The sequence below is a fragment of the Streptococcus sp. LYSM12 genome, assembly GCF_004569635.1.
GTDB lineage: Bacteria > Bacillota > Bacilli > Lactobacillales > Streptococcaceae > Streptococcus.
Genome location: NZ_SPOZ01000002.1, coordinates 18,566 through 44,323 on the forward strand (window position 1 = coordinate 18,566; position 25,758 = coordinate 44,323).

The 25,758-nt window shown below is 40.5% G+C and carries 19 protein-coding genes and 2 pseudogenes; 2 read left to right on the forward strand and 19 right to left on the reverse strand.

Annotated features, from left to right (window positions below):
- Positions 1–2 precede the first annotated feature (2 nt).
- A complete protein-coding gene (gene dnaG / locus E4T79_RS00785) occupies positions 3–1,793 on the reverse strand; it encodes a DNA primase (RefSeq protein ID WP_135026838.1) in 1,791 nt (596 codons plus the stop codon).
- A 161-nt stretch (positions 1,794–1,954) separates the two neighbouring features.
- Between dnaG and mscL the strand changes: the two genes are divergently transcribed.
- Entirely contained in the window at positions 1,955–2,338 is a 384-nt protein-coding gene (gene mscL / locus E4T79_RS00790) for a large conductance mechanosensitive channel protein MscL (protein WP_135026908.1), read from the forward strand.
- Between the two features lie 700 nt (positions 2,339–3,038).
- On the opposite strand, the gene galE is transcribed toward mscL, so the two are convergent.
- From galE to E4T79_RS11405, 4 genes are all read right to left on the reverse strand, one after another.
- Positions 3,039–4,052 carry a UDP-glucose 4-epimerase GalE gene (galE, locus tag E4T79_RS00795; protein WP_135026839.1) on the reverse strand — a complete coding sequence of 338 codons (1,014 nt, stop codon included), beginning with the start codon at positions 4,050–4,052 and terminating at the stop codon, positions 3,039–3,041.
- Positions 4,053–4,116: 64 nt separating this feature from the next.
- Positions 4,117–4,293, reverse strand: coding sequence for a 30S ribosomal protein S21 (gene rpsU, locus E4T79_RS00800; RefSeq protein WP_000048054.1), 177 nt, complete (start codon positions 4,291–4,293; stop codon positions 4,117–4,119).
- Between the two features lie 582 nt (positions 4,294–4,875).
- The gene (locus tag E4T79_RS00805; protein WP_135026840.1) at positions 4,876–7,509 is read right to left on the reverse strand and encodes a G5 domain-containing protein; all 2,634 of its coding nucleotides are present in this window, start codon (positions 7,507–7,509) and stop codon (positions 4,876–4,878) included.
- Between the two features lie 65 nt (positions 7,510–7,574).
- Entirely contained in the window at positions 7,575–11,381 is a 3,807-nt protein-coding gene (locus E4T79_RS11405) for a Rib/alpha-like domain-containing protein (RefSeq protein WP_135026841.1), read from the reverse strand.
- A gap of 749 nt (positions 11,382–12,130) precedes the next feature.
- Here E4T79_RS11405 and E4T79_RS00815 point away from each other — a divergent pair.
- A pseudogene (locus E4T79_RS00815) lies at positions 12,131–12,398 on the forward strand (IS5/IS1182 family transposase); the annotation flags it as partial.
- A 1-nt stretch (position 12,399) separates the two neighbouring features.
- On the opposite strand, the gene E4T79_RS00820 reads toward E4T79_RS00815, so the two are convergent.
- The 14 genes and pseudogenes from E4T79_RS00820 to E4T79_RS00880 all read right to left on the reverse strand — a co-directional run bounded on the left by E4T79_RS00820 (position 12,400) and on the right by E4T79_RS00880 (position 25,729).
- Positions 12,400–13,029: a TIGR01906 family membrane protein gene (locus E4T79_RS00820; RefSeq protein WP_135026842.1), complete on the reverse strand. Its 630-nt coding sequence runs from the start codon at positions 13,027–13,029 to the stop codon at positions 12,400–12,402.
- Positions 13,019–13,792, reverse strand: coding sequence for a TIGR01457 family HAD-type hydrolase (locus tag E4T79_RS00825; protein WP_135026843.1), 774 nt, complete (start codon positions 13,790–13,792; stop codon positions 13,019–13,021). The genes E4T79_RS00820 and E4T79_RS00825 overlap by 11 nt, the downstream gene beginning before the upstream one ends.
- Before the next feature lie 9 nt (positions 13,793–13,801).
- A complete protein-coding gene (locus E4T79_RS00830) occupies positions 13,802–14,422 on the reverse strand; it encodes an NUDIX hydrolase (RefSeq protein WP_135026844.1) in 621 nt (206 codons plus the stop codon).
- Complete coding sequence (locus tag E4T79_RS00835) at positions 14,406–15,149, reverse strand: acyl-ACP thioesterase domain-containing protein (protein ID WP_135026845.1); 744 nt, start codon at positions 15,147–15,149, stop codon at positions 14,406–14,408. Before E4T79_RS00835 ends, E4T79_RS00830 begins: the two co-directional genes overlap by 17 nt.
- Positions 15,149–16,288, reverse strand: coding sequence for a radical SAM family heme chaperone HemW (gene hemW, locus E4T79_RS00840; protein WP_135026846.1), 1,140 nt, complete (start codon positions 16,286–16,288; stop codon positions 15,149–15,151). The genes E4T79_RS00835 and hemW overlap by 1 nt, the downstream gene beginning before the upstream one ends.
- A 426-nt stretch (positions 16,289–16,714) precedes the next feature.
- The gene (locus E4T79_RS00845) at positions 16,715–18,979 is read right to left on the reverse strand and encodes a glycogen/starch/alpha-glucan phosphorylase (RefSeq protein ID WP_135026847.1); all 2,265 of its coding nucleotides are present in this window, start codon (positions 18,977–18,979) and stop codon (positions 16,715–16,717) included.
- Between the two features lie 502 nt (positions 18,980–19,481).
- Complete coding sequence (locus E4T79_RS10925; RefSeq protein WP_167752589.1) at positions 19,482–19,706, reverse strand: hypothetical protein; 225 nt, start codon at positions 19,704–19,706, stop codon at positions 19,482–19,484.
- Between the two features lie 156 nt (positions 19,707–19,862).
- Positions 19,863–20,573 carry a purine-nucleoside phosphorylase gene (gene deoD / locus E4T79_RS00850; protein ID WP_135026848.1) on the reverse strand — a complete coding sequence of 237 codons (711 nt, stop codon included), beginning with the start codon at positions 20,571–20,573 and terminating at the stop codon, positions 19,863–19,865.
- Between the two features lie 12 nt (positions 20,574–20,585).
- The gene (locus E4T79_RS00855) at positions 20,586–21,395 is read right to left on the reverse strand and encodes a purine-nucleoside phosphorylase (RefSeq protein ID WP_135026849.1); all 810 of its coding nucleotides are present in this window, start codon (positions 21,393–21,395) and stop codon (positions 20,586–20,588) included.
- Between the two features lie 251 nt (positions 21,396–21,646).
- Positions 21,647–21,767 (reverse strand): annotated as a pseudogene (locus tag E4T79_RS11220) (ClbS/DfsB family four-helix bundle protein); the annotation flags it as partial.
- 492 nt (positions 21,768–22,259) lie between these two features.
- A complete protein-coding gene (locus E4T79_RS00865) occupies positions 22,260–23,471 on the reverse strand; it encodes a phosphopentomutase (RefSeq protein WP_135026850.1) in 1,212 nt (403 codons plus the stop codon).
- Positions 23,472–23,532: 61 nt separating this feature from the next.
- Entirely contained in the window at positions 23,533–24,207 is a 675-nt protein-coding gene (rpiA, locus tag E4T79_RS00870) for a ribose-5-phosphate isomerase RpiA (protein ID WP_135026851.1), read from the reverse strand.
- 131 nt (positions 24,208–24,338) lie between these two features.
- The gene (locus tag E4T79_RS00875) at positions 24,339–24,917 is read right to left on the reverse strand and encodes a LemA family protein (protein ID WP_135026852.1); all 579 of its coding nucleotides are present in this window, start codon (positions 24,915–24,917) and stop codon (positions 24,339–24,341) included.
- A 20-nt stretch (positions 24,918–24,937) separates the two neighbouring features.
- Positions 24,938–25,729 carry a TPM domain-containing protein gene (locus E4T79_RS00880; RefSeq protein WP_135026853.1) on the reverse strand — a complete coding sequence of 264 codons (792 nt, stop codon included), beginning with the start codon at positions 25,727–25,729 and terminating at the stop codon, positions 24,938–24,940.
- Between the last annotated feature and the right edge of the window lie 29 nt (positions 25,730–25,758).

Here is a 25,758-nt window from a genome sequence, read left to right on the forward strand (position 1 = left end):
AGTTACTCCATGTTTCTTTTATGTGCAATGAGTTGTGCCAATTCATCTAGTGCTGCTTCGGTATTACCTATGTGGACTTGCTCCCTAATAACACGCGACTTTTGCTGATTTTCTCGCTTCAGCTGTTCCTGCTGACGCCGCCTTTCTAGCTCTTCTAGCTCACTATCACCGACCTCCTCTGGCACTTTTTCCTCTAAGACCTGATACCAAGCCCGTTGTACCTGTTCCGTCTGCTGCGCCAAGTCATAGGCTGTTATCTCCCCATGTTCTTTTAACAAGCCAAACAAAATCTGTAATTCTGGCGTAAAGAAAAAAAAGTCCTCTTTCAATCGATAATCGTTTAAGATATAGGGGTGGGTCATCATACGGTTGAGCAAGTGATTCTCCGTCCGAACCAGGCGTGACAAGCTTATTTTTTGAGGTAATTCGATAATGGGCTGCCTTCTCATCTCTCCTTGACCTTGCACTATTTGACTGCGTTCCACCCTGTCATGCAAGCGCAGACGATTGACCGCTGCTTCTACCTGTCCATAGTCAAAGTCAGGCAATACATCCGCCACCTTATAGATATACGAATTTTGAGCGGTTATAGACTTGTTTTTAGCAATAATCGGTGCAATTTGATCAACAAAATCAATCTGCATCTGCAAATTATCAAGATTTGCAGGCTTGAGATACTGAATTAAAAATTCCACATCGCTAATCCGACTGCTGGTCAAGACCTGATGTAGCATTTCCTTAGAATGCTTTTTTAAAAATTCATCCGGATCCAAATTGTCTGGTAAACTGACAATTTCCACTTGAAAATCGTGCAATTCATCTAGTGCCTTTGCTGTTGCTGCCTGTCCCGCCATGTCTCCGTCATAGGTCAAAATCACCTTTTTACAAAACTTGGCCAAATGCTGGACATGCTCCCTGGTCAAGGCTGTTCCCATTGAGGCGACCGCATTGTCAATACCAACACGATACGCTGCAATAACATCCATAAACCCCTCCATGAGATAAACTTCATGGCTCTTTTTCATGACTGCCTTGGCTTGATCTAGGTGATAGAGTTCATAACTTTTATTAAAAATAGCAGTACTCCTACTATTCTTATATTTGGCCAACTGCTTATTTTCATTATCACGTTGCTGCCAAATACGACCAGAAAAAGCTAAGATACGACCATACTCATCAGTCAAAGGAAACATGATTCGGCTCTGAAAAGCATCATAGATAAGATTGTTATCAGCAGTGTTAAACAAACCTGAAGCAAGCAAGTCCTGTTCCTCGAACTTAGCAGATAAATGCTTATAAAGATAATCTTGCTCCTGCGGGGCTAAGCCGAGCTGAAAATGTTTGATGATTTCATCCGTCAGCCCACGATGATATAGATAGCTTCTAGCTGCTTCCCCCATTTTTGTCGTCATCAAGAGGGCATTGTAGAACTTTCCAGCTTCGGTATGAATATCAAAGAGCACTTGATGCGGATGTATCCGGTGTTCTTGTGCCACCACTCTCTGCTGCTCTAACTGAATACCAGCCATATCAGCCACTACTTGCACACTATCGAGAAAGGATATCCCGCGGTACTCCTCAATAAATTTAAAAATATCGCCCGACTTCCCACATCCAAAACAATGAAAAAATTGCTTCTCTTCAACCACGTTAAAGGAGGGAGTTTTTTCCCCATGGAAAGGACAAAGACCTAAAAAATTGCGTCCTGCCTTGGTCAGAGAGATGACTTCACCAATTACATCGACAATATTAACTGTCTGTTTAATCTCAGTGATTTTCTCTTTTGAAATCATACAGTCACCTCCTTCTAGTGCATGGTACTAGCTATTATAACATGTTCTATTTTATACTAAAAATGTAAAATTGTAAAATTTTCAAGATAGAATACTTGTCAAAAAAATCATTTCATCATATAATAAGGGATATCAATTTTATGAAAGGACATATTGGAGATATGTTAAAAGATTTAAAAGCATTTTTACTTCGTGGTAATGTTGTTGACTTAGCAGTCGGTGTCATCATCGCAGGTGCATTTGGTGCAATTATTACATCTTTGGTAAACGATGTTATCACTCCACTTTTCTTAAATCCAGCTTTGAAAGCTGCTGGTGCAGAAAAGATTGCTGAACTTAGCTGGAACGGTGTTGCCTATGGTAACTTCTTGAGTGCTGTTATCAACTTTGTCATCGTTGGGACTGTCCTTTTCTTCATCGTGAAAGCAATGGAAAAGGCACAAAGTTTCAAGAAAAAAGAGGAAGAAGTTGCTGAAGAAGTCCCTGCTGGACCAAGTCAGGAAGAATTGTTGGCTGAAATCCGCGATTTGTTGAAACACAAATAATGGCTAAAAAGACAGATTGACCTGTCTTTTTTTCTATATAATTATACTCTCTAAAAATCAACATCTAACTAGCTTTCACACTTTTTAATTGTGAAAAGTTGGAGATAGGGATAGCAAAACTAGCTTCCTCTATATCAAATGTAACACTGGAGTTCAGCAAGATGATTGAACAACGAAAGAAGCAGATAGTTTACAAGTATGAACAACCTCCTCCAGCTAGCTAGCACTGCGTCCTACTGCTCTTACCTGTTGCAATATACATCGTCCCTAATGCTATCTCATTTTACTTTAAATCAGGATTTTCTTCTAATCCGTACTAAATCAGTAGCATGATTTTAACACTATCTTAGCAATCTCCTCTCCTAACTTCGTTTGGAAATACCCCATTTAGTAATGCCATCATTTCTCTAATAAATATAAAGGCTCTTAATGCGCTTCTGCATCCTCTATCTATTGTTCAATCTGCATTTGTGCTTCCGATATCTCATTAGTAAGCTCTGAATAAGTACGCAAATGCCCATCATCTGTCCCTCAGCAAGCAACCAGGGAAAAAGAACGAAGTAACACACATAACAAATCAGTTACTTGATGTTTCGAGGTAGCTTCCTTTCTTAATTTCTTAAAATATATATTACACTTCAATAAAGACACCAATATACATTGTAAAAGAAGTTAGATTCTCCAACTTCTCCCTGTTTTATTATTTTTCATATCCATTCGGATTTTTAGACTGCCAATTCCATGTATCACGACACATATCTTCAATCGTCTTTTCTGTTTTCCAGTTGAGTTCTGAAAGAGCCTTGTCAGCATTAGCAAAACAGGTTGCCACATCTCCAGGACGACGATCAACAATCTTGTATGGTACAGCTACGGCATTCACTTTTTCAAAAGCATGGATCAATTCTAGTACACTCGTTCCCTGACCAGATCCGAGGTTATAGGTATAAGTACCTGTAGTATCTGAAATTTTTTCCAAGGCTTTTATATGGCCAAGCGCTAAATCAACAACATGAATATAGTCACGAACACCTGTTCCATCTACTGTATCATAATCATTACCAAACACGCTCAATTCAGGACGTTTTCCAACAGCTACTTGAGCGATAAACGGCATTAAATTATTTGGAATACCTGCAGGATCTTCACCGATTAAACCAGATTCATGTGCCCCTATTGGATTGAAATAGCGAAGAAGTGCAATACTCCATTCAGAATCTGCTACTTCGACATCACGAAGAATTTGCTCCAACATGACTTTGGTATAGCCATATGGATTGGTCGCACTAGTCGGCATGGTCTCAACCAGCGGAGAAGGATTGTGAAGACCATAAACAGTCGCACTAGAACTAAAGACCACTTTCTTCACTCCGAACTCTGCCATCACTTCTACTAAAGCCAAGGTAGTCATAATATTATTTTCGTAGTACATGACAGGTTTTTCAACTGACTCACCAACTGCTTTATAGCCAGCAAAATGAATGGCAGCATCAATCTCTTCTTTTTCAAATACAGATCTAAGCCCCTCCTTATCCGCCACATCCAATTCATAGAATGCCGGGGTCTTCCCTGTTATTTTTTTGATTCTATCTAGGACTGATAGACTTGAATTGGATAAATTATCAACAATCACGACTTCTTTTCCTAGTTTCAACAATTCAACCACAGTATGACTACCAATGTAGCCTGCACCACCTGTTACTAAAACACTCATAAAAACTCCTTTATACATGCATAGATAAGGCAGAAAAAACAGCCTGAAAGCTGTTTTTTAACTATTAGAATTTTTTACGCTTACGAGCTGCTTCTGATTTGCGTTTACGTTTTACAGATGGTTTTTCATAGAATTCACGTTTGCGTGTTTCTTGAAGAGTACCAGCTTTGGTAACCGCACGTTTGAAACGACGAAGAGCATCATCAAGTGATTCGTTCTTGCGCACAACTGTTTTTGACATTATTTTCACTCCCCTCAATTTCAAAATCCATTTCATTATACTGCGATATTGCAATTTTGTCAAGATATTTCCCAAAATTGTTTGTGGTAAGTTTTTGTAAAAGAACTAATATTTCTGATTAAAAATCAAAAATGGGGAAAATGTTGCTGAATTTTTTACAGATTCTGCCTCTGACAATCATTGCTTTATTACCTCTCATCAGAACCGTATCTACATCAAGCTAACCAAACTCTATTGGCTTTACTCGGTATCACCATATCCTATTTTAAAATCAACAATGGTCTTGCCCTCTTGGCATGAAGAACAAAACCATTGCCTAATCTTTCAGTAGTTCTCTATTAATTGACAAGATGCAATTCAATACCAGTTAAATCAATACAAAAGTTACTACATCTTCTTATACTTACTAGGATGACGCCAATAGCGTCTTGAACATAGCCCACTACAAAATTGAGTTCGTCTATCAAAAGCTCCCTCTATTGTAGCAACCATTTGATGACACTGTTTACAAATAAATGTCCTGCTTTTGTAATAATTCATGAATGATACTTCTTTCATTTAGGATACCTCCAAAAGTATAATTCATCCTATTTTCTTACACTTACCACTAAACGATAAAAATGCTAAACCAAGGGTAAGCACTCCTGAAACAAGTCCTGTTTTACCAATACTTCCGCCTGTTCTAGGTAGTTGTGAATTTGTCAGTTGATTCTGTGGATATGCTTGAGGTAAAGGTACATGCTTTGAATGATTTGAAACCAGCTTTTTGCTTCCTATTTCAATCACTTCATCAACCACCGGAGTAGTCACCTCGCGTCTTACCTCGCTGCGTCCTGTCTCTTTACCGTCGGCATAAGTCACTTCATATGTAATCGTTTCAAGTCCCTCCTTACCAGCTACTTTAACTTGTTCTACTCCCTTGAGTAGATAAGGATTTTCTTCTTGAACCCTGTTATAGGGAATAGAGGTGGTTAGCGTTTCTATCTTAACTTCTACCTTTGCATCTGAAATAACTTTCTTTGTTCCTATCTCAATCACTTCATCAACCGCCGGAGTAGTCACCTCGCGTCTTACCTCTCTGCGCCCTTTCTCTTTACCGTTGGCATAAGTCACTTCATATGTAATCGTTTCAAGTCCCTCTTTACCAACTACTTTAACTTGTTCTACTCCCTTGAGTAGATAAGGATTTTCTTCTTGAACCCTATTATAGGGAACGGAGGTGGTCAACGTTTCTATCTTGGTTTCTATTTTCCACTCTGCTTTAGGTGTCTCTTTGTTTCCTTGCCCTTGAGGAGTGCGCGCCTTTACAATAACTGGTACCGTCAAGATACGACTTGCCTTATTCTCAAATGTCACTTTTACCTTTGCTTCAAACCTGCCTATTCTCTCACTACTAACTGCTTCTAGTATGTCAACACTGCTCCCTTTTGGTAAATTTTGAATATTATCTTCTAAAATAATCGGTTCTCCTTGATACACATCTTCGGTCAAAATATTCTCTGATAGAATGCCTGGAATCTCCTCGACCCCAAAAGCTGTTGTTCCTATATCTGTTGGACTATCCGAAGCTTCCTTTTTCTCTATCACCAGTTGCTCCAAGGTGATAATATCTTCTGATTGATCTGCATAAATAACAATCAATCCCACTTCAGACTCAATTCTATAGCGAACATCAGCAGGTAAGTATCCCATATTTACTTTACTCATGGATTCAATAAGTACTTGCTTTTCCTCTGATGAAAGATTTTTCAGGTCTGCTACTGCCACCTTATCCCTTGGTATTTGAGGAGTATACTTTTCTGCTTCTATAGGAGAGCCTTTCGCGCTAACAATAATGGGAATATCAAACTCTGTTTCACTCTGATCCGAAAAAATAATGCGAATTTTTCCAGTATAGTTTCCAGCCTTGTTCAAATCTATAGCTGTATAATCTGTCATATCTTCTTTGAGAGTATCACTTGGTATTCCACTAAGATTATCCATAAAATCGACACTATCTCCCTCCATAATTTCTTCAGAGGTCACGATAATATCCGTATAAACTTGACTATCTGTCACCGCTTCATTGAAATTCAAATCTTTGAGTACCGCTTCTTGATAGCCCATTCCATCTACTGTCGATCGCTTTCCAGTTGAAAATTCTGGCAATTCATTGATAAATTTTTCAAAGTACGTTCTAGAGCCATGCCCATTTGAGGAACTTCCAACACTTATCGCTCCTTCAAATGTTCCTACCATGTTACTAGTTCTATCGTTATCAACAATATAATGCACACTTTTTCCTTGTCTCATGAGCTCATTTCCTTCGTCAGCCAATGTATTCAGCCACGGGTTAAATAAATTTCCCTTAATTTTAGGCGCATTGAAAGTGTACGCTTTTTTATACCAAGTATATCCTTTATTATTTGCTTCAATCACTCCACGTTGAGCCAAATACCCTCCTAAAGAATGACCTGTAACATAAAGATTATTGATATTGGGATTTGTATCGTATTGTTTTAAAAGCGTTTCTAAACTATTAGCTTGTCCTGGATTTCTCCCCATAAATATAGCTAAATCATCATCTACATCTGTTATTCCTTTCGTTCCTCGTATTCCTAATACTTGTACCGTTCCATCCTCCAAGTATGGATAATTACTTTTAGTTTCAAATAAAACAGCATCAAATCCTTCGTCCATATGATATATTTCTTTCACTTTCCAAAAATGCGAGAGTTCATTATGCATCATGGAGTATTCCAAGCGATTATCATATAATTCTGTCAATTCACTGCTTTCATCTAAAACCTTATCAATATAATCATCATTACGATATACTAATTCCATAAATATAACCATATCTCTTAACGTTACATTCCACATAAGTACCTGAGTATCTTCCTTATCAGATACTCCATCACCGTCTGTATCATAAAGTAATGGATGACTATTATAACCATAATATTGTTTCCCATTTTTCAAATAGGTATAAATCTCTGCACTGTTTACTAGCCCGTCCCCATCATCATCCTCATCTGGAGATAGAACTTTTCCCCTGTATAAAAGAGAATCCACTCTCCCATCCTCCAAACGTATTTTCCCTTCAGAAATGAGCGTTGCCGTATCCAATGTTAATGGTATTTTTGTGTTTTCCTTAGCAACTATGGGCTGCCTCTGAAAACAGGCGATTGCCACTATTCCACATAATGAGATAAACAAATAATCTCGTTTTTTCATTTCTTCCTCCACTATAACAATAAGGGAGGTATTTATTATCACTCCCTCATTGTTACTTTACAAGGTTAACATTTACTTCGTTTTTGGGTATTGTCGCGTACTTTATGTACCAAGGTAAGAAAAGCACTTATACCAACTAGTAACATTCCTAACACTCCTAATGGGCTCATTAAATCACCTGTTTGTGGCAATTTCCGTACTTGAGCAGTACCACGTGAGGCATGTTTTTCCCTATCAGAACGGGGATCTACAATGGTAATGGTTACGGGGATTTCATCAGTTGAACCATCTGGGTAAGTCACGACAACCGTTGTAGCCTGGTCACCTGGGATACCGGTATCAACAGGGGTTTTGTAACTAACTTGGCTACCGACTGGTAGATTAGCCAGAGAGTTAGCGGGGACTGGGACAGCTCCCATAGTGACGGCCTGCACTCTACCTTGTGGGTCGTGTTTATCTGCGTCTGAACGGGAATCTACAATAGTAATGGTTACGGGGATTTCATCAGTGGAGCCATCTGGGTAAGTCACGACAACCGTTGTAACCTTGTCACCTGGGATACTGGTATCAACAGGGGTCTTGTAGCTAACTTGGCTGCCGGCTGGTAAATTAGCCAGAGAACTAGCTGGGTCGGGGGCTGCTCCCATAGTGACGGTCTGTGCGCTACCTTGTGGGCCATGTTTATCTGCATCTGAACGAGAATCTACAATGGTAATGGTTACGGGGATTTCATCAGTTGAACCATCTGGGTAAGTTACGACAACCGTTATAGCCTGGTCACCTGGGGTACTGGTATCAACAGGGGTCTTGTAGCTAACTTGGCTACCTGCTGGCACAGTATCTAGAGAATTGGCTGGGTCTGGGGTATCGCCCATATTAACCGTTTGTTTCGTGACACGAGGGTCATGCTTATCTGCATCCGAACGGGGATCTACAATGGTTATCGTCACAGGGATTTCATCGATTGAACCATCTGGGTAAGTCACGACAACCGTTGTAGTATGGTCGCCTGGAGTACTGGTATCAACTGGAGTCTTATAGCTAACCTGACTACCGGCTGGCACACTATCTAAAGAATTGGCTGGGGCTGGGATGTCGCCCATATTAACCGTTTGTTTCGTGACACGAGGGTCATGCTTATCTGCATCCGAACGGGAATCTACAATAGTGATAGTTACAGGGATTTCATCAATTGAACCATCTGGATAAGTCACGACAACTACTGTAGCCTGGTCACCTGGAGTGCTGGTATCAACCGGAGTCTTGTAAGCTACTTGGCTACCGGCTGGCACAGACTCTAGAGAATTGGCGGGGGCTGGCGTATCACCCATATTGACAGTCTGTGCTCTACCTTGTGGGTCGTGTTTATCTGCATCCGAACGGGGATCTACAATGGTTATCGTCACAGGGATTTCATCGGTTGAACCATCTGGGTAAGTCACGACAACTGTTGTAGACTGGTCGCCTGGGGTACTGGTATCAACTGGGGTCTTGTAAGCTACTTGGCTACCGGCTGGTAAATTATCCAGAGAACTAGCTGGGTCGGGGGCTGCTCCCATAGTGACAGTCTGCACTCTACCTTGTGGGGCGTGTTTATCTGCATCTGAACGGGGATCTACAATGGTTATCGTTACAGGGATTTCATCAGTTGAACCATCTGGGTAAGTCACGACAACTGTTGTAGCTTGGTCGCCTGGGGTACTGGTATCAACTGGGGTCTTGTAGCTAACTTGGCTACCGGCTGGCACAGTATCTAGAAAATGAGATGGATCTGGCGTATCACCCATATTAACCGTTTGTTTTGTGACGCGGGGATCATGCTTATCTGCATCTGAACGGGGATCTACAATGGTTATCGTCACAGGAATTTCATCAGTTGAACCATCTGGGTAAGTCACGACAACCGTTGTAGACTGGTCACCTGGAGTGCTGGTATCAACAGGGGTCTTGTAGCTAACTTGACTACCGGCTGGCACACTATCTAGAGAATTGGCGGGGGCTGGCGTGTCGCCCATAGTAACGATCTGCGCTCTACCTTGTGGGGCATGCTTATCTGCGTCTGAACGGGGATCTACAATAGTGATAGTTACGGGGATTTCATCAGTTGAACCATCTGGGTAAGTCACGACAACTGTTGTAGACTGGTCGCCTGGGGTACTGGTATCAACCGGAGTCTTGTAAGCTACTTGGCTGCCGGCTGGCACAGACTCTAGAGAATTGGCGGGGGCTGGCGTGTCGCCCATAGTGACGGTCTGCACTCTACCTTGTGGGTCATGTTTATCTGCGTCTGAACGGGAATCTACAATGATTATCGTCACAGGAATTTCATCAGTGGAGCCATCTGGATAAGTCACAACAACCGTTGTAGCTTGGTCGCCTGGGGTACTGGTATCAACAGGAGTCTTATAACTAACTTGGCTACCGGCTGGTAAATTATCCAGAGAGTTAGCTGCATCTGGCGTGTCGCCCATAGTGACGGTCTGCGCTCTACCTTGTGGGGCATGCTTATCTGCGTCTGAACGGGAATCTACAATAGTGATAGTTACGGGGATTTCATCAGTGGAGCCATCTGGGTAAGTCACGACAACTGTTGTAGACTGGTCGCCTGGGGTACTGGTATCAACAGGGGTCTTGTAGCTAACTTGGCTACCGGCTGGCACAGACTCTAGAGAATTGGCGGGGGCTGGCGTATCGCCCATATTAACAGTCTGCGTTCTACCTTGTGGGTCATGTTTGTCCGCATCTGTACGTGAGATATCAATAGTAGCAATTTTACTAAAGTTATATATTCCTGTACCATTTGGTTTTGTAGCAGCAGGTCCTGTTGCTTCTCGGGAGGTCGCACCTACTGTTATCCAGACTTTATCAGTAAAATCTACATCCTTTCTAAAACCTTGACCCCAGCCCATCCATTTACCAAATTCACTGGAAACATTAGGAGTGTCTTTTCCTAAAAAGTGAACTTCATTTGGTAGTATTTTTGTATCAAATTCATAAACACGAGTTGAATCTTGTATACTTGCTGAGTACATCCAATCTTGTAACATGTAGCTAGAATAATACATATATTTTTCTATATTATAATTAGAACTATCCTCGCGGTTTGGACCAGTAACTCCTAAGCGATAACCTCCTGCCCACTCTTTCACAGGATAGCCATTAACTCCAAAAATATTAAATTCACGAGTCACTCCATCTGGAAATCTTACCTCTGTTGGAGAACCAATATAGGTAGTTCTAGAGCCACTCTTCATCTTATCAAAATCAGCGGGATAGCTAGTTAAAGGATGGGTTGAATTGGAAACTTTCCAATTCTCAGGTTTCCCCAATCCTCGTGAAGTACTGATTAGATAATAAGGACGGTAAAAATCTCTCATTACACCCTTATAATCACCACTATTTGTACCTTTGATAACTACTTTCCAGTGTATACTGGTTTTATCCGCATTTAGAGTACCTTTTACACGGATTAGTTCATCTGCATAATTTGAATTTCCTCCAGGTTTTGCTGACCAACCAAATTTATTATCCGTATTTTCAGTATAGTTCGGATCAGCTATGGCAGATTGCCAACCAACCGCACTAATTTTTGAATACCCACTTTCTGAAATGACTACTGCATCACTACCATCTTCAAAAGTATCTGGCTTCCACTCCGATACGTTTGAAGCTGACGCGACATTTCGAACAGTATCAGAATGCTCTATTTCTGTTCTTGACTCTGCCTGTACACTGTTGATACTCCCCAAAATGATTGCGCATCCAATAATACATGAAACAAGTCTTGTTCCAATCTTTTTCAAACCGTATTTAAATTGTTTTTTATCCTCTTTTAAAAGAGACTTTTCTTTTCCTCCATAATGATAATTCATTGCTAAACTCCTTCAAAATTATATAAGTATCAATCGCAAAGTTCATAACAACTATCATGAATATCTTTTGCCATTTTGCATGTTTTAAATTTACTTCTAACTTTTTGTTTCTCCTCCTTTTTTTATTTTTCAATTAAATAATTGTTTCTTGCAGTTTTATGGAATAGCTAATCACCTCTCTTTCACAAACACTCACAGTATATAAAACAAAGCTCTTATCTTTCTCAGAACAATATCTATTACTAAAAGAAAATAGACTTCAACTTTATATAAACTGTTAGTTATAAGGTTTGACTAATAGTCAAACCTTTGATATACTTAGTATATCAAAGGCAATTATATATATGTTTTTGAGCATGAGCTCGATTTCAATATTGTTTAAAATCACTACCTCTTACCAACGTAAAAAAAGTTTCACCGCTAGAAGCATCTATCCCCAAAATGGTCATATTATAAACAGCTAGAGCTGAGATAACATGTTCCGTTTTATAGAATACGTGCATAAAAAAGAGAATCGATAAATCGATTCTCTCAAACTGAAGACAAAGTCCTTAGCAACTAGTTTCTAAGAACTTTGTCTATTTTTAGTTTTAGGAATATAATAACAGAAAAAGAGTTTGTGAGGTATTCTATGTTTCACAAGGAAAATCCAGATGATAATCGTAACCAAATTGGCTTCTACACCCTAGACCAACTTGTATCAGAAAATCTTTTCCTCCGTCAAGTGGATAGAATAATCGTTTTTTAGCAAAAAACACAAAAAAAAGTGGCTAAAGCCTACCATAAAAAGCAAGGTTAAGGAAAAGAAATTCTCAACCTCTGACCTTGAGAGTGTCTGGTTTCATAAGGGAGAGGCTTTGCTTACTCTGCTTAGGTGGTCTGTGATAAACATGGTTGGGCTTTAGCATATACAGTTGAGGCAGGCAATATCCATGACAGCTAAACTTTTCCTGCTCTTTTTACCAAGCTGGAGCATTGTACGCCGCAGCTAACCCTGGCTATAAGACTCCTTCTATGTTTATCCTATCTTTCTCTTAGAATTGCAAACCAGTATCATACCGAGACACAATCCCTCATATAAGACAAAGAAAAGCAAGAAACAATGTAGGAAAAATTCCGCGGGCAAAATATAGATAACCGGATCAGTATTAGGATTAAAAAGCCAGCTACTATCACCTGCAAACAGAACTTGATGAAAGAGGGTGAAAAAGCTATCAAACCCAACACTCATTCCAAATATAGCAATCAAGAGTGGCAAAGCAGCAGCTGTGATAAGGGAAGATTGATACAAATTACCGTAACCTTTTTTGACAATTTTCTTCCAAAAATATAGGAACCCTGGCAAGCTCATCAGAAAAATGACCTGAGCAAGGTGGAAAAGCCACTTGACTTGCTGAAAATGGCGTAAGCCACTTGCTGAGGAACGAAAATTAGCCATAGATAACCTCTGTTCCCAAGGCAGGGTCAGATAACGCAAAAGGATATTAAAATTATAACGGATATCTGCAGCTTTCATATAAACAATTTTTTCTAAACCCAGCCACTGAATTTCCAAAGGATAAAACATCCAAACCAAGCAGATTGTGACTATAATGGCTGCCGACAAGAGAAAAAGAAGACTAGCAACTAAGGAACCTTTAGCTTTCATCAAAGCACCATTCATCTAGGTTATTAAGTACATGGGTAGGCGATACTGGGAGGGTTCCTACCTCTTCAGGTTTGGTAAATCCTGTCAAGACAAGAAGGGTTGGAAAGCCATTGTCAATCCCTGCCCGAATATCTGTCAAATAATTGTCACCAACCATAAGGGTTTCTCCCCTCTCAGTTCCCAAAAGAGCAAGAGCATTGTCCATTATAATCGCTTGGGGCTTGCCGATAAAGGTCACCTTTTCCCGTGTTGCTGCCTCCAACAAGGCAATCAAGGAACCTGCTCCAGGTAATAAGCCGCGCTCGGTTGGAATATTCAGATCAGGATTGGTACCAATAAAGACTGCTCCTTTTTGAATGGCCAAGGTTGCAATGGTCAATTTTTCATAGGTTAAATCGGTGTCAAGTCCTACCACAACATAGGCAGGATTGTCTAGTTCTTCCACATAACCTGCTTCAAAAATAGCAGATTTGAGCCCCTCTTCTCCAATCACATAGGCTGTCTTTGCCTTTCCTACTTGATTCATGTAATCAACTGTTGCAAGACTGGCTGTATAAATGGTATCAATCGGAGTTTCAATGTTGAACTCTTCCCGTAACATGGTCTGAATCACTTCTGGTCGACGGGTTGTATTATTGGTGACAAAGAGATAAGGAAGATTGCGCTCCTGCAAGGCATGAACAAAGCGCTCCCCTGCCGGAATACGGTCTCGTCCTTTATAAATTGTCCCATCCAAATCAATCAAATATCCTGTATAGGTCATCTTGTCTCCTTATTCAAATCGCGTTTCCCAATGCTCAGCTTGATGAGCTTCAAAGCAAAGGGCAATCTGATCTGCTGTATTTTTTCCTAAAGCAAGTGCTGGTAAATCATCCAAGGGAAAATAGGCACTCGCAACGGTTTCTGAATTGACTTGAAATTGTCCACCAAGCGACTGGCATAAATAAAACACCTTAGTTACATGATGCGCTGAGCGACTAGGATTGCTTTTCGCCTTGTCCAAAACCGCTACCAATCTCACGACTTCTACATTAAGTCCTGCTTCTTCACGCACTTCCTTGATTGTATTTTCCTTGGTTGACTGTTCAACATCGCACCAACCACCAGGTAAGGACCACAAGCCATCATTTTCCTGAACTAACAAAATTTTTTGGTCTTCTATAATAGCTGCTCTTGTATCTAGTTTTGGAGTTTGATAGCCTGATTCATTACAAAACAAATTCTCCACTTTCTCCAAAGGAAAGCCTGACGGTTCAACTAGCATTTCCGCTGCTATCTGGCGGATTTCTTCAAAGCGTTCGATGTCGTAGATATCCTTACCATAAGCAAGCCCTGTCTGCGCCAATGCTTGCAGACGAACAGCCCATTTGAGCCAATTAGTTTCTGCTGTCATCTCGTATTCTCCACTTCATCATTCCTTGGGCATTAAGCTGGCCGTTAGACCAAATCTCATGCTGGCTACTATCTTCTTTCCGCACAACCTTTGTCGTCACTAAAGCCTCTGGCACCACTTCTTTAATATATTTAAGTTGAAAATAAGTTGGTCGGTGAGTGCTGAGAAATTCATAATCTAAACTCTCGTACATCCATTCAAGATACTTGCTATTATTGACATGCCCATTGAGATCAATATCAAAATACCTCACCTCTCGCTCTTGCTCAGTGGCTTCTTCTAGGATACCATATTTCGGAGTCCGCGCCACTTTTTTTACTTTTTCAGCTTGATAGGGAGCAATCAATTCCTCTGGAATTGGCCGAACTTTTCTTGTTTCAAAATCAATCAAGACAAAATAAGCAAAAATCTTGATGAGCAGGTTTCCTTTTACATCATAAATACGAAAAGTCCGATAGCAGAAAAATGTATTATAAGAACTCGCTTCCGTCTCAATCGTAATCGTTTCCTGATAGCGCGGTAGATGGCTGATGTCCGCTTCGTAGTCGGTCACTACCCAAACGAGCCCATACTGTTCAAATATTTCCTTTTCTCCGCGACCCAAAAGCTCCGACTGGCGATTAGACAAAGCTAGACAATAGGCTAAAAAGCTAGGAATTTTTAATTCTTGCCTAACATCTACCATATCAAATGACAGAGTAAGTGTTTCTTGATAACCTAGTCCCATTATCCTTCTTCTACTATAAATCGTTCTGCAACAGTATCTCCTAGAAAAAGACCTTTTTGGGTCATTCGGATAAAGCCATTTTCTTCCTGAATAAGACCTTCATTCTTCAACTCCGCTACTACCTGACCGTAACATTTTTTAAAGGATGTTTCAAATTTTGTTTCAAAATTATCAATGGAAACGCCTGCTTTCTTCCGCAATCCCAAAAACATTTCTTCTTCCATTTTCTCTGTCTGCGATAGATACTCTTCATGAAGTCTCGCATGACCTTTTTCCCGAATAGATTTTAGATAATGCTGAATAGGTCCCCGATTCCGATAACGCATACCACCCAGATAGCCAGAAGCTCCCGCTCCTAGACCAAAATATTCTTCATTATCCCAATACATGAGATTGTGCTTACTTTCAAAGCCCGGCTTAGTAAAATTAGAAATTTCATAGTGTTCAAAGCCATTTCTTTCCAACTCTTGTAGGATGTATTCGAACATATCTGACTCGACATCTTCGTTCGGTAGGTGTAGATGACCACGACGCTGCCGGTTCATAAAGACCGTGTGGTTCTCCAAAATCAAGCTATAAAGGCTCATATGGGGAATATTAAGCGCCAAGGCACGCGCCACATTATCTTTGACCTGTTCCATAGTTTGACCAGGCAAAGCATAGATCAAATCGATGGAAATATTCTGGAAGCCAGTAGCTTTCAAGGCACTAATCGTTTCATAAATTTGAGTTTGATTGTGAGAACGACCAATTTTTTTAAGCATCCTATCATCAAAAGTCTGCACGCCAAGCGAGACTCGGTTGCACTTGGAGCTCTGTAAAACAGCAATTTTATCCTCTGTCAAATCTCCAGGATTAGCCTCAATGGTAAATTCTTCTACCTGTGATAAATCAAGCAGCTGTTCCAGATTGGTCAACAAATACTCTAATTGTGTTGCAGATAAGGCCGATGGTGTTCCACCACCAATATAGAGCGTTTTTAATGGAGGTAAGTCATAGAAGCGCACCTCCTCCATAAGAGCTGCTAAATACTCATCAACCGGCTGATTCTTAATAAATACCTTTGAAAAATCACAGTAGTAGCAAATCTGAGTACAAAAAGGAATATGAATATAGGCTGAAGTCGGTCTTTTTATCATGAAGCTATTATACCACAAAGAAAAGAGATTCCTTCTCTAAAAAAGATATAACACTGCTATTTACAATCGCTTGTATACTAATGTTGGTAGAAAAATACAGCGTTTCGTTTCTTAAACGAACACTGGTGCGACAAAACAACTGATAAAGAATAAGATACCCTTAGATATACATAGGACCACTGCATTGGACAATGTTCCAATTAATAGACACTAAGCGCTACACCGTACGCTGTTCTAATTAGTGGACACTAGATAAAAAGTCCACTGGGCCTTGTAGGCTAGATAAAAAGGGCATCGGACCTTGTAGGCTGGATAAAAATTCTACCAAACCTCGTAGGCTAGATAAAAAAGTCCACCGAACCGTGTAGGCTGGATAAAAAGGGCATCGGACCTCGTAGGCTAGATAAAAAGGTCCACTGGACCTTTTTATTTCTCCAAATGCCAAATATCGTCATTGTATTGCTCAATCGTGCGGTCACTTGAGAAGAACCCAGCTTTAGCAATGTTGATAATGACTTTTTCTAACCAAGCATCGCGATCTTCATAGTCTGCTAACATCCGTTCCTTGGTTACAATGTATTCTTCCAAGTCAAGCAGGGTCATAAAGTGGTCACTGTGTTTAAGATTGTCTTGCAATCGCCACAAGCGCTCATCAATTCCCCCAGCCTGACGAACGATGTCACTTGTGATAAAATCAATCAGCGGACGAATGGCTTCTCTCTCATAAAAGCTATATGGATGATAGGTCCCCTGTACATAATGAGCAATGACTGTCTGACTATCTTGACCAAATATATAGATATTCTCATCACCAACTAGTTCATGAATTTCTACATTGGCACCATCATCTGTACCGATTGTCAAGGCACCATTGAGCATAAATTTCATATTTCCTGTCCCAGATGCTTCTTTGGAAGCCAGAGAAATTTGCTCTGAAATATCAGCTGCTGGAATGATGAAACTTGCCTCAGTGACGTTGTAATTTTCAATCATGACCAGTTGCAAATGTGGGCTGACTTCAGGATCATGCTGAATCACTTGTGACAAGACCAAAATCAAATGAATAATATCCTGAGCAATCGTGTAGGCTGGCGCTGCTTTTCCACCGAAGAAAACAGTCAATGGACGTGCTGGGATATTTCCTGCCTTGATGTCCAAATACTTATAAATCACATACAAGATATTCATCTGTTGTCTTTTATATTCGTGCATCCGCTTAATCTGCACATCAAAGATTGAGTCTGGATTTACCTCAACTCCTTGTGTTTTGGCAATATGGCGTTGCAATTTACGCTTGTTATGGCGTTTTATCTTTTCTAAGCTCTGCTTAAAATCCACATCGTCTTTATGCGCAAGTAAGTCTTCTAACCCCTCTGCATGGCGATGATAATCACGGCCAATCAAGTCATCCAAATAATGCGCTAAACGTGGATTAGCATGTAAAAGCCAGCGACGGAAGGTAATGCCATTGGTCTTATTATTAAATTTATCAGGGTATAATTCATAGAAAGCCTTGAGCTCTGATGTCTTCAAAATCTCAGTATGAAGCGCTGCAACCCCATTGATAGAATAACCATAGTGAATATCCATATGCGCCATGTGGACACGACCGTGTTCGTCAATGATGTTGACTGCTGGATTGTTCTCAATGATTTTAGCACGGCGATCCAATTCTTCAATAAACGGTACCAAATGTGGAACAACCTTATTCAAGAAGTCCAGTGGCCATTTTTCCAAGGCTTCAGACAAGATTGTATGGTTAGTGTAAGCTGTCATGCTCTTAACAATCTCTACCGCCTCATCAAAAGAAATACCACGAAGTTCCAAAAGACGAATCAATTCTGGGATAACAAGCGACGGATGTGTATCATTGATTTGCACAACAGCATAATCTGCCAAATCGTGGAGGTTAGAACCTTTAGCGACGGCTTCATCAATTAACAATTGTGCAGCATTTGATACCATGAAATACTGTTGGAAAATCCGTAAAATTTTTCCTTGATCCGTTGAATCATCAGGATAGAGGAAAAGAGTCAGATTACGGAAAATATCATCCATATCAAAGTCAATTCCATCATCAATGATATTGTCATCAACAGAAGCTAAGTCAAAAAGGCGTAGACGATTTTTCTTTTCTGTCTGATAACCTGGCACATCAATATCATAGAGTTTTGATGTTAAGGTAAAGTAGGCAAATGGTACTTGATAAGAAATCGGCGATTCTGTCAACCAAGAACGTGGAGTGATCCATTCATTCGGCACAGCTGACTGCTGGTGATACTGAAATAGCTGACGGAACAGACCAAAATGGTAATTAAGACCGACACCATCTCCATTCAAACCAAGGCTCGCAATGGAATCCAGAAAGCAAGCTGCCAGACGACCCAGACCTCCATTTCCTAGAGAGGGCTCCATTTCCACTTCTTCAATTGTAATCAAGTCCTTCCCAGCTTCTGCTAACTGATCTTTCACCTCATCATACAAGCCTAAATTAATGAGATTGTTAGACAAGAGCTTTCCAATCAAAAACTCAGCTGAAATATAGTAAACCTTTTTCTTTTGATCGTTGGTACATTTAGCCTCGCTACGCTGCTTGGTAAAAGCAAGCAAAGCATAGTACAATTCCTGATCCGAGCAATCCTCAATCCGCTTTGCATACATGGTTTGTACAAAATTTTGTAAGTTAATCATGATTCTGTCAACTCCTCTGTTTTCATTTTAGATAGAAATACATATGCAAGTTTTCCAATTTTTTTGGAAACGCTTTCTATTATATTATACTATATTTTATCTCAAAAGGCAATAACCTGACCTAAAAAAACCGAACAGATACACAGAAGTTTTTAGAATGACACATACCTTATCTGAATTGTAATGGTTGCTATTTTCTATAGCCGTTTCGTTTATTTTTAGTACTAGGCAAGGAGTCGCAGGTAGTTGAAATAGTTGATAACTATTTCAAGTGACAGATAAGAAAAGTGTAACTTTTCTCAATGGTACAGCAAGACGAGTGAACGAAGGAATAAAAATATAAACGAAATGACTATAAAAGATAAAAGCGTTTTCTATAGGCATACCTCTATCAAAGTTTGCTTCATAGTCTTTTAGTTTGCTTTTAGTACTAGGCAACGAGCTGCAGGCTGTACTAGAATAGGCTAAACGAGTTAACGAAGCAATAAACGAAATAACTGTATCAATAACGGTTCGGAAATTTTAATTTCTTACCTTTGGCATGATAAAAAACAGTCCAGTAGACTGTTTTTTCCTCTATTCTATTAACACCAAAGTAAGACATTTTGAACCATTCGTTTGAAGCACTTATGAAAACATGCCCAAACTCAACGACAAAAATATTATGGTGTACATTGACTAGAATGCTGTTGCTTGTTTTATGGGCGGTAACTAGCCGGTTCTTCACTACACCTCATTTGTAATGAACCTAGTGAGCCTCATTGAGGCATCAACACCCAGGCTGTCGAGCAATATGGAATAGAAGCTTCTGTTCGCCTGCCTATTTTTACCGTGAGTTTTTCACAGGCTTTGTATCTTGAGGCAGTTTGAATTTCAAAAAATATTATTCTGAAATAAGAGTTTCTAAGCCCACCTTCATCATGTCTGTAAACGTTGTTTGGCGTTCTTCTGCTGTTGTATCCTCATCAGGATTGACCAAGCTATCAGAAATCGTCATAATCCCAAGTGCCTCTACACCATACTGCGCAGCAAGGTAGTAAAGTGCTGCAGCTTCCATTTCAACAGCATGGACCCCCATAGTACCTAATTTTACGTTTTGTTCAAAGAAGTTGGAATAAAATACATCTGTTGACAAGACAGAGCCGACATGCGTTGTCATCTTCAAATCCTTAGCAATATGATAAGCCTTGTCCAGCAAATTGAAACTTGCAATCTGAGGAAAATCGTACATGGGCCAATCGTTACGAATGATATTTGAGTTCGTTGCTGCTGCTTGTGCTAGGACCAATTCACGGACATGCACATCAGGATTGAGTGAACCTGCTGTCCCTACACGAATCAACCGCTTTACACCATAATCCACAATCAACTCACGTACATAAATTGAAATGGACGGCATTCCCATACCAGTTCCCATAACGCTAACACACTCCCCTTTATAGGTTCCAGTATAACCGTACATACCACGAATTTCGTTGAACAGCACTGCATCTTCTAAAAAGTTTTCTGCGATGAATGTTGCCCGTAAGGGATCCCCTGGCAATAAAATCTTATCCGCAATCTCGCCAAACTTTGCTCCAATATGTATAGACATCTTTCTCTCCTCTTATAATCCTGCCAAGATTGCCTTGACTAAGCCCTTGAAATCTTCTTTGATACGCGTGGTCACTTCGACTACTTCTTCGTGATTCAGTGAACTTTGAAAGCCTGCTGCATAGTTAGTAATAGCTGAGATGCCTAGAACTTTCATACCTGAATGCACAGCAACAATAACCTCTGGTACCGTTGACATACCGACCGCATCTGCTCCCATGGTTTTATAGGCACGAATTTCTGCTGGTGTTTCATAGCTTGGACCAGATACGCCAAGATAGGCACCCTCTTCTACCTCGATACCAATGCTGCCTGCAATTTCTTTTGCTTTCACACGATAGTCCTTGCTATAAGCATCTGACATATCTGGGAAACGCGGACCAAATTCGTCCAAGTTTTCACCTATCAATGGATTGGTCCCAATCATATTGATATGATCGTTGATGATCATAAGAGTACCAGGACCATAGCTGATTCCTCCTGCTGCATTGGTCACAATGATGCTGTGACAGCCAAGCGCTTTCATCACACGAACCGGAAACGTCACAACTTCCATTGGATTTCCCTCATAGTAGTGGAAACGTCCTTGAAGGGCTAAGACTTTCTTACCAGCCAAGTCTCCATAGACTAATTTTCCAGCATGTCCCACAACAGTTGATGTTCCCCAGTTTGGAATGTCCACATAGTCAATGACAATGGCATTTTCCACTTCATCTGCTAACTCTCCTAAGCCTGAGCCCAAAATCAAACCAAATTCTGGCGCTGTAAGACCTTTTGCTTCCAAAAAACTCTTTGTTTCTTGAATTTTCCCCATTAATGACATGTTATTTTATTCTCCTTATACTCTATAAAATCAATTTTTAACTAGGCAACAAACCCAAAGTAGAACGGATATTCCATTCGGCAAGATAAGGTAATGACAGAAGAAATTGATGTTTGAAGCAGATTATCATGTTACAACGCTACGCTTATACAATCAAAGTTAGGGTGATGTTTAAATAGATATTGATATCAACATAACTCTAATTCATAACCTTTTCAGACCATAGGTTTCATTCTAAGTATCTAAACATGTTAAAATTTCGCTTTCTTCCATTTACGAATCTTCGTTCGAAAGTTAGTAAATGGTGCAACAATATTGATATGAATCCATTTTCAAACTGGCCTTACTAGGTGTTGAACCCGCCCACTTTCTGCTCCCAGACTGAAATAACGCTCCATCTGTGTAGACCTTCACCTGCTGGACTATAGTCGTTTCGTTTATTTTTAGTACTAGGAAACGAGTCGCAGGTAGTACTGGAGTACAGCAAGACGAGTGAACGAAGTAATAAAAGATAAACGAAAGGACTATCCCCCCTTAACTTGCTCTTGAAACTGAGCTATCAGTTCGCACAAAGATAAACCAGCAACATCTGCATAAAATGTCTGATACAGTCCGTTAAGCTGTTTTCATTTAAAATCTGAATGTGGTATGACCACTTCAAGCCCGGACTGTTCCTCACAATCTCAGCTTTGTAAAACTTTCATCTAGCCTAATTGATAAGCAATCATCTGAGCTAAACTACAATCTCCATCAAAAAGCCAATTTTTTCTTACTCAGCAACAGCTGAACATTCTCCAATAAAAAGCAGTAATCGCCTTTCAATTTCTGCTATAAGGGCAGCTTTGAAACCTATTCTGTTATCTCCTACACCAAATTCTTTAAGAAGCTATTTCCAATCTGACTCTTTTCAACACCAAAGTTATCAGCAATGGTTGCTGAAATATCTGCAAAGTGTCCAATTGGAAGATGACCAGCGCCTTTTAGTGACTTTCCAAAGATGAGTAGGGGCACATACTCACGCGTGTGATCTGTTCCGACATAGGTCGGATCATTTCCATGGTCTGCTGTAATCATGAGGAGGTCATCCTCACGAAGATTCTCAATAATTTCTGGCAGGCGTGCATCAAATTCTTCCAGACAGTCGCGGTAACCCGCCGTATCGCGGCGATGTCCATAGACTGCGTCAAAGTCAACTAGGTTGGTGAAAGACAAGCCCTCAATAAAGTCTTCATTTTGCAGAACCTTGATAAAGTTGTCCACACCGTGGTTGTTGGATTTGTTGTGTCCCATATCATGGGAAATTCCTGCACCATTAAAGATATCATTGATTTTTCCCACTCCGTAGGTATCAATACCTGCTGCTTTCAAGTTATCTAGAACAGTTGGGGCAAAGGGAGAAACAGCATAGTCATGACGATTAGCCGTTCGCGAAAAATGACCGGGTGTTCCGACGTAGGGACGCGCGATGATACGCCCTAGTAAAGAGGGGCGCTCAAGGGTAATTGAACGCGCGTATTCGCAAATCCTATAAAGCTCTTCTAACGGAATGATTTCCTCATGGGCTGCAATTTGGAGGACTGGGTCTGCAGACGTGTAGACAATCAACTCACCTGTCTCCATTTGTCGTGGACCAAAATCATCAATAACCGCTGTTCCAGAATAAGGTTTGTTGGCCTCGCGAATGATTTTTCTCCCTGAAAATTCTTCAATTTTCTGGAGAAGCTCTTCTGGAAAACCGTTCCAAAATGTGTCAAATGGATCTGTGATATTTAGTCCCATAAGTTCCCAATGGCCCGTCATGGTGTCCTTTCCACGCGATACCTCTTCTAATTTTGTTACATAGCCTGTGGGATTTTCTTCAACTGCAACCGTTTTAAGCGGTGTATCTCGTTCGATATTTCCAAGTCCGATTTTAGCCATGTTTGGCACAGCCAGACCCGCCGTTTCTGAGATATGTCCCAGTGTATCTGAGGTCGTATCTGGCTCACCTGCATTGAAAAATTGATCTGCATCAGGCGCTGCACCAATCCCTACAGAATCTAGTACAATAACGTGCATCCGTTTAAATCTTGCCATCTCTTTTCTCCTTTATCATGAATGATTATCTCTATTATAGCACAAAAATGCTTGACGCCCCTTAACCTTTTTCAAGCAAGCGTGGACCATCTGGATAGCCTACAATGACTGTTGATACTAGTTGGATGAAGAGGCCATGTTCTACCACCCCAACAGTATGGTCTAATTCATTGGCTAGAGCTTCCGCATCCGCAATCTCTTTTAAGTCTAAATCAATGATATAGTTTTGCATATCTGTCACAAGTTTTTCACCATCTTTCATACGGAAACTTGGACGATAGCCTTTTTCCTCAAAAGCTCTAAATAGGTTCTCAGCACCATATTGAACCACTTCAACTGGTAATTTGAAAGCCCCCAAAGTGTCAACAACTTTCGACTCATCAACAATCCAAATACAATCTTTGCTGTTTACTGCTACAATTTTTTCCATGAGAAGGGCAGCACCACCACCTTTAATCCCATTAAAAGTACCATCCACTTCATCAGCTCCATCGACCGTAATATCCACATAAGGAACTTCATCGATTGATTTTAGGGGAATACCGAGAGTTGCCGCGTGCTCAGCTGTCGCATTGGAAGTTGTAACGCCAACTATTGAAAGCCCTTCTTCTTGAACACGCCGACCTAACTCTTGCACAAAATAGTAGGCAGTTGAACCTGTTCCAAGCCCAACAATCATCCCGTCTGTCACAAATTCTGCCGCTTTCAGACCAACCTGTTCTTTCAAATTTACCATGACCATACTCCTTTTAAAACGTTTTCCATTACAGTATACCACTTTACAATCTGTATTGAAAATGAAAATTGAATTTTAAAGCGTCAAAAAACACCTCGACTATCACTAGTAATCGAAGTGCTTGATTTGCCCTATTTATCTCCCAAATTGACACTTGGGACAGTTGTTGTAGCCTCAGATGTCGCTTGGAATAAGTCAACTTTTTCATAGCCGAAGATACCTGCATAAATGCTGGTTGGGAATCGTTTGATTTTTTTATTGTAAGCTGTCGCAATAGTATTGTAATCCTTACGTGCAACTAAGAGACGATTCTCTGTTCCTTCTAGTTCTGTAATTAAGTCGGATACTTGCTGGTTAGAATTGAGTTGAGGATAATTTTCTGTTAGAACTAAGAGACGAGAAACTGCTGAATCAAGCTCACTTTGCCCCTCCTTGTACTCGGCAGATCCTTGCTTGCTAGAGCCAATTTTCGCACGCGCATCAGCTATTGCTGTAAAGACTTCTGTTTCATGTTCCATAGCACCTTTGACAGAAGCTACAACATTTGGAATTAAATCATAACGACGTTGCAACTGAGTATCAACATTCGACTGGGCATTTTCAACCTCAGCATAACTATCAACGAGACCATTGTATTGTCCAATGGCCCCCATCGCGATAAAAACAATCGCTAAAACAGGGATGAGAATATAGAGTAGTTTTTTATTCATTATTTTTTCCTTTCTTTTTCTTACCAACCAGATGAGGCACCGCCACCACCGCCGCCGCCTCCAGACCAGCCACCACCACCAAATCCTGAAGAATCGGAGGAGTGAGAGTGATTATTGGAGTTACCAAAACTATTGAGCAACAGCCACAACAGGATATCGCGATCACCGCCACGACCACCTCTGCCACCACGACCGCCACCTTTCGAGATGAGTATCATGACAACCACAACAATAAACACGGGAAGCAAGAAATAGGCTGGATTATCTTCATCCTGTTCTTCCTCCAATTCATCCATACGTGCTTGAGCTCTATCTGTACCATAAAAGGCATCTCCAATAGCATCCACGATATAGCGAACACCGCCGTTGTAGTCATCCTTTCTGAAAAAGTGACGTGCACTTTCTAAAATCCGCCTCGAGGTGACATCTGTCAGCACAGTTGCTGCCCTATCTGAGGTTTCAATCCGAAACTTGCGGTCTTCTAAAGCAATGACAACTAATACACCATTGTTACTCCCTGCAAAACCAACCTGCCATTTTCGAAACACTTCATTAGCTAGGGATTCGATATCACCTGTGAGTTGAGTAGTCATGTAGACCCCAACTTGAAGCTGTTCATTCGTTGCTTTCCAAGCCCGATTTTCCCTATCAATCGCTTGAATCGTTTCCGGTGATAAGGAGTTAGTTTCATCTAACACCGTTGATTCCCGTGGTCTGTTAGGGACTTGGGCATATACGGAAGAAATCGGCAACAGTAACATAAGGGGGAGCAGTAGTAACAATCCGATAAGCCATCGTACGGCTTTCTTCATACGAAAGACCTCCTTGAAAATTTTTCTAC